The organism is Streptomyces sp. NPDC043996 (assembly GCF_056435225.1).
This window is the reverse complement of sequence record NZ_JBWKEY010000014.1, coordinates 229,867-242,906: the sequence shown is the minus strand read 5'-3', so window position 1 is coordinate 242,906 and position 13,040 is coordinate 229,867. Positions and strand designations below refer to the sequence as shown.

Here is a 13,040-nt window from a genome sequence, read left to right as displayed (position 1 = left end):
CCCTCACGGAATCCTCGAATCCGGCCTCCCGCGTCAGCCTTGCCGGATCACCAGTCTGCCACCCTGCCGCTGTGCGACGACTTTGCCAGGGAGATTGATGGCCCCCTGGCCGCGCCAGCCGGTGATGAGCCGGTCGACCTCTTCGATGTGGCGGGCGAACAGCGCGCCCGCCGGAGAGCCCGCCTCGATGGCCACGCGGCGCACGATGCGGCGGCGCACGGCGGGCGGAAGGGCGAAGAGTTTCGCGCACTCCAGACGCCCGGACGCGTCCCTGACCGAGGCCTCCGCCTGGGCGGCCCAGGCGTCCAGCGCGTCCGCGTCGTCACGTGACAGCTGAGCGGTGCGGGCGAGGGCCTCCACGACGCCCTTGCCGAGCGCCTTCTCCAGGGCGGGCAGGCCCTCGTGGCGCAGGCGGGAGCGGGTGTAGGCCGGGTCCGCGTTGTGCGGGTCGTCCCAGACGGGCAGGGACTGGACCATGCAGGCCTTGCGGGCCGTCTGCCGGTCGATGTGCAGGAACGGCCTGCGGTAGCGCCCACGGGAGCCGGAGACCGCCGCCATGCCGGACAGGGAGCGGATGCCGGAGCCGCGGGCGAGGCCGAGCAGGACCGTCTCGGCCTGGTCGTCCCGGGTGTGGCCGAGGAGGACCGCGACGGCGCCGTGGCGGTCGGCGGCGGCGTCGAGCGCCGCGTACCGCGCGTCTCGGGCGGCGGCCTCGGGCCCGCCGTCGCGGCCGACGGAGACGGCGAGCGACTCGACCGGGTCAAGGCCGAGCGCTGTCATGCGCGTGGCGACCTCGGCGGCGCGCAGGTCGGAGCCGGGCTGCAGACCGTGGTCAACGGTCACAGCGCCGGCGCGCAGGCCCAGCTTGGGGGCCTCGAAGGCGAGTGCGGAGGCCAGCGCCATGGAGTCGGCGCCGCCCGAGCACGCCACGAGCACGAGCGGCGAGGGGGGCTGCTCGTGTGCGGGGCGCGGGACGTGTGGGGGGTGAGGGGCGTGCGAGGGGGCGTGTTCGCGCTGGGCGGAGGCGTCGGTCAGTACGTCGTGGAGGACGCGGCGGACCGCCAGGCGTATCGCCGCGACCGCAGGATGGGGACCCATTCCGGTTGGTTCCCTTCATGAAGTTCGGGGGGTGAGCCTCGGGTCAGTCACTTCAGTGCCCACACGGGGTTCGTACCTCATGAACCCCACGCATGTGGTCACTGAGAGTGTGTCGATGGTGACAGAACCGGGCCGTTACCCGAGCATTGCACGCCTACCCATGGCTCACGGTCCCTCGGACGGGTGATTACGGGGGCGTTCTCCTGCCGTCCGCCGCATCTGTTCACTCAGTCTGCCCTACGGTGCACCCGCGCGACCCAGTCCGCTGGTTTGGCGATCTCCGCCTTGGTGGGAAGCGTGTTCGGGGAGGTCCACACGCGGTTGAAGCCGTCCATGCCGACCTCCTCGACGACGGCCCGGACGAAGCGCTCGCCGTCGCGGTACTGCCGCAGTTTGGCGTCCAGGCCGAGCAGCTTGCGCAGCGCCTGGTCCAGGCGGCTCGCGCCCCGCTGGCGGCGCTCCTTGAACTTCTCGCGGATCTCGCCGACGGACGGCACGACACCGGGACCGACCCCGTCCATCACGTAGTCGGCGTGGCCCTCCAGGAGCGACATGACGGCCGTCAGGCGGGCCAGGATCTCGCGCTGCGTCGGGGTCTGCACCAGGTCCACGAAGGAGCGGCCGCCGTCGTCCTCCTCGGCCTCCGGGCGGCCCCCGGCGAGCGACTGGGCGGCCTCGCGGATGCGCTCGATGACCGTCATCGGGTCGACTTCCGTCTCCCCGAGGAACGCCTGGATCTCACCCTCAAGGTGGTCACGCAGCCACGGCACGGACGAGAACTGCGTACGGTGCGTCTCCTCGTGCAGGCACACCCAGAGCCGGAAGTCGTGCGGATCCACGTCCAGTTCGCGCTCGACGTGCACGATGTTCGGCGCCACGAGCAGCAGCCTGCCGCCGCCGTTCGTGCCCGCCGGGAGCTCGCGGGTGGCCGGGGCGAACGTCTCGTACTGGCCGAGGACGCGCGAGGCCAGGAACGACAGGAGCATGCCGAGCTCCACGCCCGTCACCTTGCCGCCGACCGCGCCGAGGACGGCGCCGCCCGGGCCGCTGCCGCGCCGGTCCTTCATCTTCTCCAGGAGCGGCTTCAGGACCTCGCGGAACCCGGCGACGTTCGCGCGCACCCAGCCCGCGCGGTCCACCACCAGGACGGGGGTGTCGTGGATGTCGTCCGTACCCATCCGGGTGAACGAACGGACGTGCTCCTCCGAGGACTTGGCGTGCCGTCGCAGCTCCGCGACGACGGCTCGGGCCTCGTCCCGGCTCACCTCCGGGCCCGGCCGCACGAGCCGGGTCGCGGTCGCCACCGCGAGATTCCAGTCGACCATCTCCGCACCACCGAGGCTCGTCATGGCGTCAACGGTACGGGGTTGGCCGCGCCCGCGTACCGGGTTGGGGTGCCCTTCGGCCCGGCCCTGCTAGGACGCCGACGCCGAGGCCATGGCGTCCAGGGCCGCCTGGGCGCCCTGTGCGTCGGTGGTGCCCGTCGTCATGAAGGCGAACGCCAGGAGGCGGCCCTCCTTGGTGACGACCGTTCCGGCCAGGGTGTTGACGCCCGTGAGGGTGCCGGTCTTGGCGCGCACCAGGCCCGTACCGGGTGAACCCTTGGGATAGCGGTTCACGAGGGTGCCGGTGAAGCCCGCGACGGGCAGCCCGGTGACCACGGGGCGCAGTTCGGGGCGGTCGGGGTCGGCGGCGCGGGTCAGGAGCGCGGCGAGCAGCTCCGCGCTGAGGCGGCCCTCGCGGTCGAGGCCGCTGCCGTCGGCGAACTTCGCGCCGGACAGCGGGAGTCGCAGCCTGTCCAGGCGCTCCCGGATCGCCCGGGACCCGCCGGCGAAGCTCAGCGGCTCCCCCGAGGCCCGCGCGGTCTCGCGGGCCAGGGCCTCGGCGATGTCGTTGTCGCTGTGCGTCAGCATGCGCTCGACGAGGGTGGACAGCGGCGGCGACGAGGTCTTCGCCAGCTCCTTGGCGCGCGGCGAGGCCTTCGTCGGGCGCGGGCCGTCCTTGGCGTCGGCGGCGTCAGTGACCTCGATGCCCCGCTCGCGCAGCATCCCGGCGAACTTCCGGGCCGCGTCGGCGGCGGGCTCCGCGCTGCGCGGGGCGGGCCCCGAGGTGGAGTCGTCGAGGCGGCCCTCGTCGGCCATCAGGGCGCTGACCAGCGTGATGTTCTCGTTGGGGCCGATGGGGTGCTGCGCGGGTCCGGAGTAGCGGGAGGTGTCGTACGACAGCGTCACCGCGCCCTTGCCGCCGCGCTCGCGCAGGGCCCGCGCGGTGTCGTCGGCGAGCTCCCGCAGGCTGGCGTAGCCCTCGACGTAGCGGCCGTCCTCGCGCGCGGTGAGGGTCGGGTCGCCGCCGCCCACGAGGACCACCTCGCGGGAGTCGGGCTGAAGGACGGTCCGCGTGCGGAGCCGGTGGTCGGGGCCCACGGCGGACAGCGCCGCCACCGCGGTGGCGATCTTCGTGGTGGAGGCGGGGGTCAGCGCCTCGCCCGCGTGCTTGCCGTACAGGCGTCGGCCGGTCCTCGCGTCGACGACGACCGCCGAGCGCTCGGGGCCGAGCGCGCGCTCCTTCAGGATCGGGTCCAGGGCGTCGGCGAGCGCCTCGCGGTCGGGCGCGGAGCGGGCGGGGGCGCCTAGCCCAGCGAGCACCGACGGGGCGCTGGGCGCGGAACCGGGAGCGGAACCTCCGGAACCGCCCGCGTGATCTGCGCCACCCCTGGACTCCCGAGAGGCGGCCAGCTCCCGCTCGGCCGTACGCTGACCGGAGGAGTCCCAGGGTCCGGCCGCGGTGACCGCCACCGCCGCGACGGCGAGGCCCACGGCGGCAGAACCCGCCGTGACCTGCCATGTCTTGGCCGGCTTGGCTGTTCTCAGCTTCGCGGAAGGCTTGACGCCAAGCCGCCGCAGAAGCCGCAGCGGCCGTCGAAGCCACTGCCAAGGCTTGCGCTCGTCCACGACGACCTGCCCCTTTCGCGATCACACATCTGCGTGAGGGACACTTAACCACCCGAAGTATGTGCTGATCATGGAGGAGCCACCCGTGGAGTTCGACGTCACCATCGAGATCCCGAAGGGTTCGCGGAACAAGTACGAGGTCGACCACGAGACCGGCCGCATCCGCCTGGACCGTCGACTCTTCACGTCCACCAGCTACCCGGCGGACTACGGCTTCGTCGAGAACACCCTCGGCGAGGACGGCGACCCGCTGGACGCCCTGGTCATTCTTGACGAGCCGACCTTCCCCGGCTGCCTCATCAAGTGCCGCGCGATCGGCATGTTCCGGATGACCGACGAGGCGGGCGGCGACGACAAGCTGCTGTGCGTCCCGGCCTCCGACCCGCGCGTGGAGCACCTGCGCGACATCCACCACGTGTCCGAGTTCGACCGCCTGGAGATCCAGCACTTCTTCGAGGTCTACAAGGACCTGGAGCCGGGCAAGTCCGTCGAGGGCGCCGACTGGGTCGGCCGCGCCGACGCCGAGGCCGAGATCGAGGCCTCCTACAAGCGCTTCCAGGACAACGGCGGCCACTGATCACGGCCGGGGCGCCGCACCGGCCGCCCCGCACCCGCTCCCGAACGGGCCGTGTGACCTTCCCGGTCACGCGGCCCGTTCGCGTGTTCACGGCGGATGCGTGAGCATACTGACGTACGTAAGGTGCGCACGAGACCTACGTACACAGGAGCGAGGCATTACCGGTGGGTGAACCGGAGGCGGAAGACCGCAAGCCGCAGTCGGACGAGGCGCGCAGCGCCTTCGCCCCGGTGGGCGGGGTCGAACAGGCGCCGGGCCCCGAGGAGGACCACCCGTCGTCGGAGTTCACGATCCCGACGGGTCTGAAGATCCCCCCGGCACCCGAGGACACGGAGTCCTCGGCGTTCACCGCGCCGCACGCCTACGACGCGCGCCAGCAGCAGCCCGCGTTCACCCCGCCCGGCGGGGTGCCGGTGGTCCGCCTCACCAAGGAGGCGCCCTGGCAGGACCGGATGCGCACGATGCTGCGCACCCCGGTCGCCGACCGGCCCGCGCCGGAGCCGACGCAGCGGCACGAGGACGACGCGGGGCCCGCCGTGCCGCGCGTGCTCGACCTGACGCTGCGCATCGGGGAGCTGCTGCTCGCGGGCGGCGAGGGCGCCGAGGACGTGGAGGCGGCGATGTTCGCCGTCACGCGCGCGTACGGCCTCGACCGCTGCGAGCCGAACGTCACCTTCACGCTGATCGCCATCTCGTACCAGCCCTCGCTCGTCGACGACCCCGTCACGGCCTCGCGCACGGTACGCCGCCGGGGCACCGACTACACGCGGCTCCAGGCCGTCTACCGGCTCGTCGACGACATCAGCTCCGAAGAGGTCGACATCAGCCTGGAGGAGGCCTACCGGCGCCTCGCGGAGATCCGCCGCAACCGCCACCCCTACCCGGGCTGGGCGCTGACGGCTGCGGGCGGGCTCCTCGCGGGCGCGGCCTCGGTGCTCGTCGGCGGCGGCGTGGTGGTGTTCGTCGCGGCGGCGGTGGGCGCGATGCTCGGGGACCGGCTCGCGTGGCTGTGCGCGGGGCGCGGCCTTCCGGAGTTCTACCAGTTCGTGGTGGCGGCGATGCCGCCCGCCGCGATGGGCGTGGCGATCAGCCTGCTCGACCTGCCGGAGGTGCGGGCCTCCGCGGTGATCACCGGCGGCCTGTTCGCGCTGATCCCGGGGCGGGCCCTGGTCGCGGGCGTACAGGACGGCCTGACCGGCTACTACATCACCGCGGCCGCCCGGCTCCTTGAGGTCGTGTACCTGATCGTCGGGATCGTCTGCGGCGTGCTGATCGTGCTCTATCTGGGCGTGCAGCTCGACGCCGGCCTGAACCCGGAGACGTCGATCCACTCCACCGACCGGCCCGTGGTCCAGACGTTCGCGGCGATGGCGCTGAGCTGTGCCTTCGCGGTCCTGCTCCAGCAGGAACGATCCACCGTGCTCCTGGTGACCCTCAACGGCGGCGTGGCCTGGGTCGTGTTCGGCGCCCTCGCCCGTGCCGGGGACATCTCGCCGGTCGCGGCGACGGCGGCCGCGGCGGGCCTGGTGGGCCTGTTCGGACAGCTCCTGTCGCGCTACCGGTTCGCGTCCGCGCTGCCGTTCGTGACGGCGGCGATCGGGCCGCTGCTGCCCGGCAGCGCGACGTACTTCGGGCTCCTGGAGATCGCCCGCGACAACCTCAACCCCGGGCTCGCCTCGCTGTCCAAGGCGGCGGCCCTGGCCCTCGCCATCGCGATCGGGGTGAACCTGGGCGGGGAGCTGTCGCGGCTGTTCCTGAAGGCACCGCGCCTCGCGGCCCCCCAGGGACGCCGCGCGGCCAAGCGGACGCGCGGCTTCTAGGGCGCCTTCCGTGCCCCTCAGTACTGGTTGTGGCCGTGCTGCCGGGGGTCTTCGGGGTGCTGGTGCGGGGGCTGCTGCTGGCCCTGGCCCTGGTACCGCTGGTTCGGGTACGGGGACTGCTGCGGGTGCTGGGGCTGCTGGTACTGGGGGTCGCCCGCGGCGTCGCCGTACTGGTACTGGCCTTCGTACTGCCCCTCGTACCGCTGCCCCTCGTACTGGCCGTCGTACTGAGCCTGGTGCTGGCCCTGGTGCTGGCCTTGGTACTGCTGCTGGCCGCCCGCCTGGTGGCCGTACTGGTACTGCCCGTCGTACTGGGGCTGGTACTGCTGCGTGCCCGGCTGGGCGCCCGGCTGGGCACCGTACTGGGACGGGTACTGCTGCTGGGGGTGCTGCTGGTGCTGGTCCGGGTACCGCGGCTGCTGTGCCTGGTACGGGGACTGGTCGGGGTGCTGGCCCGGGTACGGGGACTGCTGGTGCTGCTGGCCCGGGTACGGGGACGTGCCGTGCTGGCCGTCCTGCTGGCGGGGCTGGTACGCGCCGGGGGTCTCGGGGGCGCTCTCGGGGGTGTCCGGTCCGGCCGCGGGGGCCTGGGCGGCCGCCTTCTTCTTCTGGGAGCGGGCCCGCAGGAGCTCGATGATGATCGGGACCACCGAGATGAGGACGATCAGGATGAGGATCGCTTCGATGTTCTTGTGGACGAACTCGTGCTTGCCGAGCCAGGCGCCGAGCATCGTGACACCCGCGCCCCACAGGATGCCGCCGAGGATGTTGAACGTGATGAACGAGCGGTAGCGCATGCCACTGACGCCCGCGATGATCGGCGTGAACGTGCGCACGATCGGCACGAAGCGGGCCAGGACGAGGGACTTCGGGCCGTGCTTCTCGAAGAACTCGTGCGCCTTGGTGACGTTCTCCTGCTTGAAGAGGCGGGAGTCCGGGCGGTTGAACAGCGCCGGGCCGACCTTCTTGCCGAACAGATAGCCCGCCTGGTCACCGAGGATCGCCGCGATGGAGATCAGCACGCACGCCAGCCACAGCGAGACGTCCAGCTTGTCCGTCGTGATCAGCAGACCCGTGGTGAACAGGAGCGAGTCACCGGGCAGGAAGAAGCCGATGAGCAGGCCCGACTCGGCGAAGACGATCAGGAGCAGACCCCACAGACCGAACTCGTTCAGCAAGTAGTCCGGATCCAGCCAGCTTGGTCCTAGCGCAAGCGTCGTCACGGTTCCGGGCTCCTGTGGGTGTGAGGCGTACGGCGGAGGGGTGCGGGCCGTGCGTGGTGATGGCATCGGCCATGCCGCCCAAAGCTATCAACGCGGGCCGGGAGCGACAGGTTCCATCGGTCGGATCCCGCTAGCCGCAGCGCCCTCCGCCGTCCGCCTCCTGTGCCTCAGGAGGCGTGCCGGGCCGCGTTCGCCACGATCGCGTCGCGCAGGTACACGGCGAGACCCGGGCGAATCGCCTCGTAGGTGGCGGTGAAGCGCGGGTCGTCCACGTACATGGCGCCGAGGCAGGCGTGCATCTCGTGCGAGCACCCGTAGTAGCTGTCGCAGATCAGCAGCCGGTGGTCCTCGGCCGCGTCCATGGCCGCCGCGGACGAGGCGGGCGTACCGGAGTCGAGGAGCTCCGCCACGCGCGCGTGCAGCGCGTCCATGGCGCTGTTGATCCGCTGCCAGTCGTCCTTGGTGTACGCGGCCGTGCGGCGGCGCGACTCGGCGTACGCCTCCGTGTCGCCCCAGCGGCGCTGGACCTCCTCTTCGTGCTGGTCGGGGTCGAAGTCTCCGAAGACCTCGAACTTCTCCTCGGGCGTGAGGTTGATTCCCATGCGTCTCGCCTCCATGGCGGTCTCGACGGCCGCGGCCATCTCCTGCAGCTTGGTGATGCGCTCGGTGAGCAGCCCGTGCTGACGCCGCAGGTGCTCCTGCGGGTCGGAGTCGGGGTCGTCGAGCAGCACGGCGATCTCCTCCAGCGGGAACCCGAGCTCCCGGTAGAAGCGGATCCGCTGCAGCCGGTCCAGGTCGGTGTCGCTGTAGCGACGGTGCCCGGCGTGGCTGCGCGCGCTCGGCGTGAGGAGCCCGATCTCGTCGTAGTGGTGCAGGGCACGCACCGTGACCTTGGCGAGGCGCGCCACCTGGCCGACGGGGTAGGAACCACTCACCGCCCGCTCCCTTCGCTGCTGTCGTGCGGGTACGAGGACAAGCCTGGGTCCTCACGTCGCGTGAGGTGCAAGCCCGGACGGCTCGGGATGCTACGTCCCTTTCGCCCGCCTACGGTGACCGGGAGAGCCCGCCCCCTCTTGAGGCTTCGGAGGCACCGCCATGTCGCTGCACCGTGGCGCGGACGACCGCCGCGACGAGCGCCCGCTGTCCGTGAACCCGTTCTTCGGGGAGGCCGATCCGGTGGGCGGCATGACCGAGGCCCCGCCGAAGCACCGCCTTCCGAAGGACCCGCTGCCGCCCATGACCGCGTACCAGCTGGTCCGCGACGAGCTGATGCTCGACGGGAACGCGCGGCTGAACCTCGCCACCTTCGTCACCACCTGGATGGAGCCGCAGGCGGGCGTGCTCATGGCGGAGTGCCGGGACAAGAACATGATCGACAAGGACGAGTACCCGCGCACGGCCGAGCTGGAGCGGCGCTGCGTGGCGATGCTCGCCGACCTGTGGAACGCGCCGGACCCGGCGGCGGCCGTCGGCTGCTCGACGACCGGCTCCAGCGAGGCCTGCATGCTCGCGGGGATGGCGCTCAAGCGGCGCTGGATGAAGCGCAACGCCGACCGCTATCCCTCGCGCGAGGCCCGGCCCAACCTCGTGATGGGCGTGAACGTGCAGGTCTGCTGGGAGAAGTTCTGCGACTTCTGGGAGGTGGAGGCGCGGCAGGTGCCCATGGAGGGCGACCGGTACCACCTCTCCGCCGAGGCCGCCGCCCAGCTGTGCGACGAGAACACGATCGGGGTCGTGGCGGTCCTCGGGTCGACGTTCGACGGCTCCTACGAGCCCGTGGCGGACGTCTGCGCGGCCCTGGACGCGCTCCAGGAGCGGACGGGTCTCGACGTTCCCGTCCATGTGGACGGGGCCTCTGGCGCGATGGTCGCGCCCTTCCTCGACGAGGACCTGGTGTGGGACTTCCGGCTGCCGCGGGTGGCGTCGATCAACACCTCGGGGCACAAGTACGGGCTCGTCTACCCGGGCGTCGGCTGGGCGCTGTGGCGCACGCCCGCCGAGCTGCCGGAGGAGCTCGTCTTCCGCGTGAACTACCTGGGCGGCGACATGCCCACCTTCGCCCTGAACTTCTCCCGGCCGGGCGCGCAGGTCGTCGCGCAGTACTACACGTTCCTGCGGCTCGGCCGGGAGGGCTACCGGGCGGTGCAGCAGGCCTCCCGGGACGTGGCGCGCGGCCTGGCCGGGCGGATCGCCGCCCTCGGGGACTTCCGGCTGCTCACGCGGGGCGATCAGCTGCCGGTGTTCGCCTTCACGACGGGGGACGACGTGAGGGCGTACGACGTCTTCGACGTGGCCCGGCGGCTGCGGGAGCGGGGGTGGCTGGTGCCCGCCTACACCTTTCCCGCGCACCGGGAGGATCTGGCGGTGCTTCGGGTGGTGTGCCGCAATGGGTTCTCCGCGGATCTGGCGGAGCTGTTTCTGGAGGATCTGGGGCGGTTGCTGCCGGAGCTTCGGCGCCAGCCGGGGCCGCTGACGCGGGATCGGGGGGTGGCTACCGGGTTCCACCACTAGGGGGTGCCCTCGCGGGGCGCCCCAGGCCCGCCCCTTCCCGCTCCGGGTGCGGCTGCCCCCGTTCCCCCGCTCAAAGCTTTTCGGCGCTCCGCGCCTCGTCCTCAAACGCCGGACGGGCTGAAACTCTCGCCGCAAGCGGCAGGTTTCAGCCCGTCCGGCGTTTGAGGACGAGGCCGCAGGCCGATGCTCTTGGGGGTCCAGGGGGCGGAGCCCCATGGTTTCGGGAAGGGGCGGGGTGGGGGAGGAGCCCCCGGCAGGGAACCCCTACGCGCTCAGGTTCCTGAAGCGGCGTACCGCCAGAGGGAGGAACAGGGCCGTCAGGAGTACCGGCCACGCCAGGGCTAGGGCCGTGGCGTGGGTGGCGGCCCAGGACGTCTCCGCCACCCCGGGGTCGTTCCCGAACAGGTCACGGACGGCCGCGGCCGTCGCCGACATCGGGTTCCACTCCACGACCGCCCCCAGCCAGTCCGGCATCGTCTGCGGCACCGTGAACGCGTTGGACAGGAACCCGACCGGCCACACCAGGATCTGCACGGCCGTCACCAGCTCCGGCTTGCCCGCGACCATCGCCAGGTGGATGCCGAGCCACAGCATCGCGAACCGCAGGAGCATGAGCAGCCCGACCGCGCCCGCAACGCCGGCGAGGGAGCCGTGCCAGCGCCAGCCGATCGCGAGGCCGACGCCCATCATGGCGAGGAGCGAGGCGAAGGACTGGAGCATGTCGGCGGCCGAACGGCCCACCAGGACGGCGCCGTTGGCCATGGGCATGGACCGGAAGCGGTCCACGACGCCCTTGTTGAGGTCGGTGGTGACCGCGACCATCGTCGCGTCCAGGCCGAACGCCATGGTCAGCGCGAACATCCCGGGCACCAGGAAGTCGACGTAGTCGCCCTGGATGCCCTTGCCGCCGCCGATCAGGTAGTTGAACATCAGCAGGAGCATCACGGGGAAGGCGAGGCCCACGAGGACCTGTACGGGCTGGCGTGCCCAGTGGGCGAGTTCGCGCCGGGTCATGGTCCAGCAGTCGGTCAGGGCCCAGGCGAGCCGTGAGCCGCCCGCCGCGGGCTCCAGGGGCAGGGTCGTCATACGGTCTCCTCCGTTCGTGCCCGCGCGGCCCCGGCGGCCGCCGCGTCGTCGCCGCGTCCGGTCAGGCTCAGGAACACCTCGTCGAGGGTGGGCCGGCGCAGCGCCACGTCCTCCGCCTCGATGCCCGCGTCCTTCAGCGCGCGGACGACCTGGGCGAGGGCCTCCATGCGGTCGGTGACGGGGGCGCTGGCCAGGCGCCGGTCGGCGTCGACCGTGACGTCGGAGGCGTCGCCCGGCAGCAGCCGCGCCGCCCGCACTAGCTGGGCGCCGTCCCGCACCACCACGTCGATGCGGTCGCCGCCGATCCTGGCCTTCAGGTCGTCCGCCGTGCCGTCGGCGATGACCCTGCCGCCGTCGATCAGCGAGATGCGGTCGGCCAGTTGGTCGGCCTCCTCCAGGTACTGGGTCGTCAGGAGGACCGTGGTGCCGCCGCCCACCAAGGAGCGGACCGCGTCCCACACCTCCATGCGGCCGCGCGGGTCGAGGCCCGTGGTCGGCTCGTCCAGGAACAGCACCTCCGGTTCCGTGATCAGCGACGCCGCCAGGTCGAGGCGGCGGCGCATGCCGCCGCTGTACTGCTTGACCGCCTTGCGGCCCGTGTCGGCGAGGCCGAAGCGCTCCAGGAGCTCGTCGGCCCGCAGGCCCGCGCGGCGGGCGCCCAGGTGGTGCAGGCGCCCGAACATCTCCAGGTTCTGGCGGCCGCCCAGCTCCTCGTCGACGGCCGCGTGCTGGCCGAGCAGGCCGATGCGGCGGCGCACCGCCCCCGGCTCGCGCCGCGCGTCGTGCCCGGCGATCTCCACGCGGCCCTCGTCCGCCCTGAGCAGCGTGGCCATGATCCGCACCGCGGTGGTCTTGCCCGCCCCGTTCGGGCCGAGGACCCCGTGCACCGTGCCGCGCCCCGCGACCAGGTCGAGGCCGTCCAGGGCACGCTTGTCCCCGTACCGCTTCCCTACGTTCTCCATGACGATCGCGTTCGCCATCCGTCTCCCTCCGGGCCCGCACTCCCGCCAGCTAGTCAATCTTGACTAGCCTCCGGCGGAGAAGGTACTGCCCCGGGAGCGGGTTAGTCAAACTTGATTAATGGAGAGATTGTGCGCCTGGTCAGCGCTCGTCCTCGACGTGCCTCTCCCCCGTCGCGAACGGGTTCTCCTCGCCCTCGGCGAGGACCCCGACGAACGGCTCGCCCTCGCCCGCGAAGGTGTACGCGCCGTTCTCCACGCGCTCGATGAGGCCCTTGGTCCACTCCGCGCCCGCGTCGGCCGAGTGCACCCACATGTTCATGATCTCGCCGATGTGGCCGAGCTGTTCGGGGCCGTCCTCGGGCGTGTAGTACTCCGTGACGGAGTGGCGCCAGTCCTCCAGGGCGAGCACCCGCTCCTTCAGGAGCGCGACGACCTCCGCGCGCGGCAGGTCGACCATGAAGCCGACCGCCGCCGAAAGGACGTCGGGCTTCTGGTCGTGGGCGACGGTGACCAGGGCCGCCCGGAGCAGGGCCAGGAACTCCTCGGTGCCCTTCTCCGTGACCTCGTACTCGGTGCGGGGCGGGCCGCCCGCCGTGGACGGCGCCGTCTCGTGCTCGAGCAGCAGGCCCTGCTTCGCCAACTGCCGCAGCGCGTGGTAGATCGAGCCCGGCTTGGCGTTGGACCACTCATGGGCGCCCCAGTACTCCAGGTCGTTGCGCACCTGGTAGCCGTGGGCCCGCCCGTGCTGGCGCACCGCCCCGAGGACGAGCAGCCGGATCGCCGACATTCACCGCACCCTTCAGCCTGCTGTT

Annotated in this window: 11 protein-coding genes; 3 read left to right on the top strand and 8 right to left on the bottom strand. The window is 72.1% G+C overall.

What is annotated here, in order from left to right; genetic code table 11:
* Positions 1–33 precede the first annotated feature (33 nt).
* The 3 genes from tilS to dacB form a co-directional block, all read right to left on the bottom strand.
* Positions 34–1,098, bottom strand: a complete 1,065-nt coding sequence (tilS, locus tag AC07A4_RS32305) for a tRNA lysidine(34) synthetase TilS (RefSeq protein WP_478605536.1) — start codon at positions 1,096–1,098, stop codon at positions 34–36.
* A 227-nt stretch (positions 1,099–1,325) separates the two neighbouring features.
* Entirely contained in the window at positions 1,326–2,447 is a 1,122-nt protein-coding gene (locus AC07A4_RS32300; protein WP_478605534.1) for a zinc-dependent metalloprotease, read from the bottom strand.
* 66 nt (positions 2,448–2,513) lie between these two features.
* Positions 2,514–3,743 (bottom strand): D-alanyl-D-alanine carboxypeptidase/D-alanyl-D-alanine endopeptidase, encoded by a 1,230-nt coding sequence (gene dacB / locus AC07A4_RS32295; protein ID WP_478605531.1) that lies wholly within the window; start codon positions 3,741–3,743, stop codon positions 2,514–2,516.
* Between the two features lie 391 nt (positions 3,744–4,134).
* On the opposite strand from dacB, the gene AC07A4_RS32290 reads away from it, so the two are divergent.
* Positions 4,135–4,626, top strand: a complete 492-nt coding sequence (locus tag AC07A4_RS32290; RefSeq protein ID WP_478605698.1) for an inorganic diphosphatase — start codon at positions 4,135–4,137, stop codon at positions 4,624–4,626.
* 164 nt (positions 4,627–4,790) lie between these two features.
* A complete protein-coding gene (locus AC07A4_RS32285; protein ID WP_478605529.1) occupies positions 4,791–6,446 on the top strand; it encodes a threonine/serine exporter family protein in 1,656 nt (551 codons plus the stop codon).
* Between the two features lie 17 nt (positions 6,447–6,463).
* Here AC07A4_RS32285 and AC07A4_RS32280 read toward each other — a convergent pair whose 3' ends face one another.
* Complete coding sequence (locus AC07A4_RS32280; RefSeq protein WP_478605527.1) at positions 6,464–7,669, bottom strand: DedA family protein; 1,206 nt, start codon at positions 7,667–7,669, stop codon at positions 6,464–6,466.
* A 167-nt stretch (positions 7,670–7,836) separates the two neighbouring features.
* Positions 7,837–8,604 carry a MerR family transcriptional regulator gene (locus AC07A4_RS32275; protein ID WP_478605525.1) on the bottom strand — a complete coding sequence of 256 codons (768 nt, stop codon included), beginning with the start codon at positions 8,602–8,604 and terminating at the stop codon, positions 7,837–7,839.
* Between the two features lie 160 nt (positions 8,605–8,764).
* Between AC07A4_RS32275 and gad the strand changes: the two genes are divergently transcribed.
* Entirely contained in the window at positions 8,765–10,180 is a 1,416-nt protein-coding gene (gene gad, locus AC07A4_RS32270) for a glutamate decarboxylase (protein WP_478605522.1), read from the top strand.
* A 264-nt stretch (positions 10,181–10,444) separates the two neighbouring features.
* On the opposite strand, the gene AC07A4_RS32265 is transcribed toward gad, so the two are convergent.
* The 3 genes from AC07A4_RS32265 to AC07A4_RS32255 form a co-directional block, all read right to left on the bottom strand.
* Positions 10,445–11,266: an ABC transporter permease gene (locus AC07A4_RS32265; RefSeq protein ID WP_478605520.1), complete on the bottom strand. Its 822-nt coding sequence runs from the start codon at positions 11,264–11,266 to the stop codon at positions 10,445–10,447.
* Positions 11,263–12,246, bottom strand: a complete 984-nt coding sequence (locus AC07A4_RS32260) for an ATP-binding cassette domain-containing protein (protein ID WP_478605517.1) — start codon at positions 12,244–12,246, stop codon at positions 11,263–11,265. The genes AC07A4_RS32265 and AC07A4_RS32260 overlap by 4 nt, the downstream gene beginning before the upstream one ends.
* A gap of 121 nt (positions 12,247–12,367) precedes the next feature.
* Entirely contained in the window at positions 12,368–13,015 is a 648-nt protein-coding gene (locus AC07A4_RS32255) for a PadR family transcriptional regulator (protein WP_478605515.1), read from the bottom strand.
* Between the last annotated feature and the right edge of the window lie 25 nt (positions 13,016–13,040).

Bases quoted from the DNA above. Each gene is read 5' to 3' on its own strand.
- AC07A4_RS32255 (WP_478605515.1), bottom strand. From the start codon at position 13,015: ATGTCGGCGATCCGGCTGCTCGTCCTCGGGGCGGTGCGCCAGCACGGG.
- AC07A4_RS32265 (WP_478605520.1), bottom strand. From the start codon at position 11,266: ATGACGACCCTGCCCCTGGAGCCCGCGGCGGGCGGCTCACGGCTCGCC.
- tilS (WP_478605536.1), bottom strand. From the start codon at position 1,098: ATGGGTCCCCATCCTGCGGTCGCGGCGATACGCCTGGCGGTCCGCCGC.
- AC07A4_RS32300 (WP_478605534.1), bottom strand. From the start codon at position 2,447: ATGACGAGCCTCGGTGGTGCGGAGATGGTCGACTGGAATCTCGCGGTG.
- AC07A4_RS32260 (WP_478605517.1), bottom strand. From the start codon at position 12,246: ATGGCGAACGCGATCGTCATGGAGAACGTAGGGAAGCGGTACGGGGAC.
- gad (WP_478605522.1), top strand. From the start codon at position 8,765: ATGTCGCTGCACCGTGGCGCGGACGACCGCCGCGACGAGCGCCCGCTG.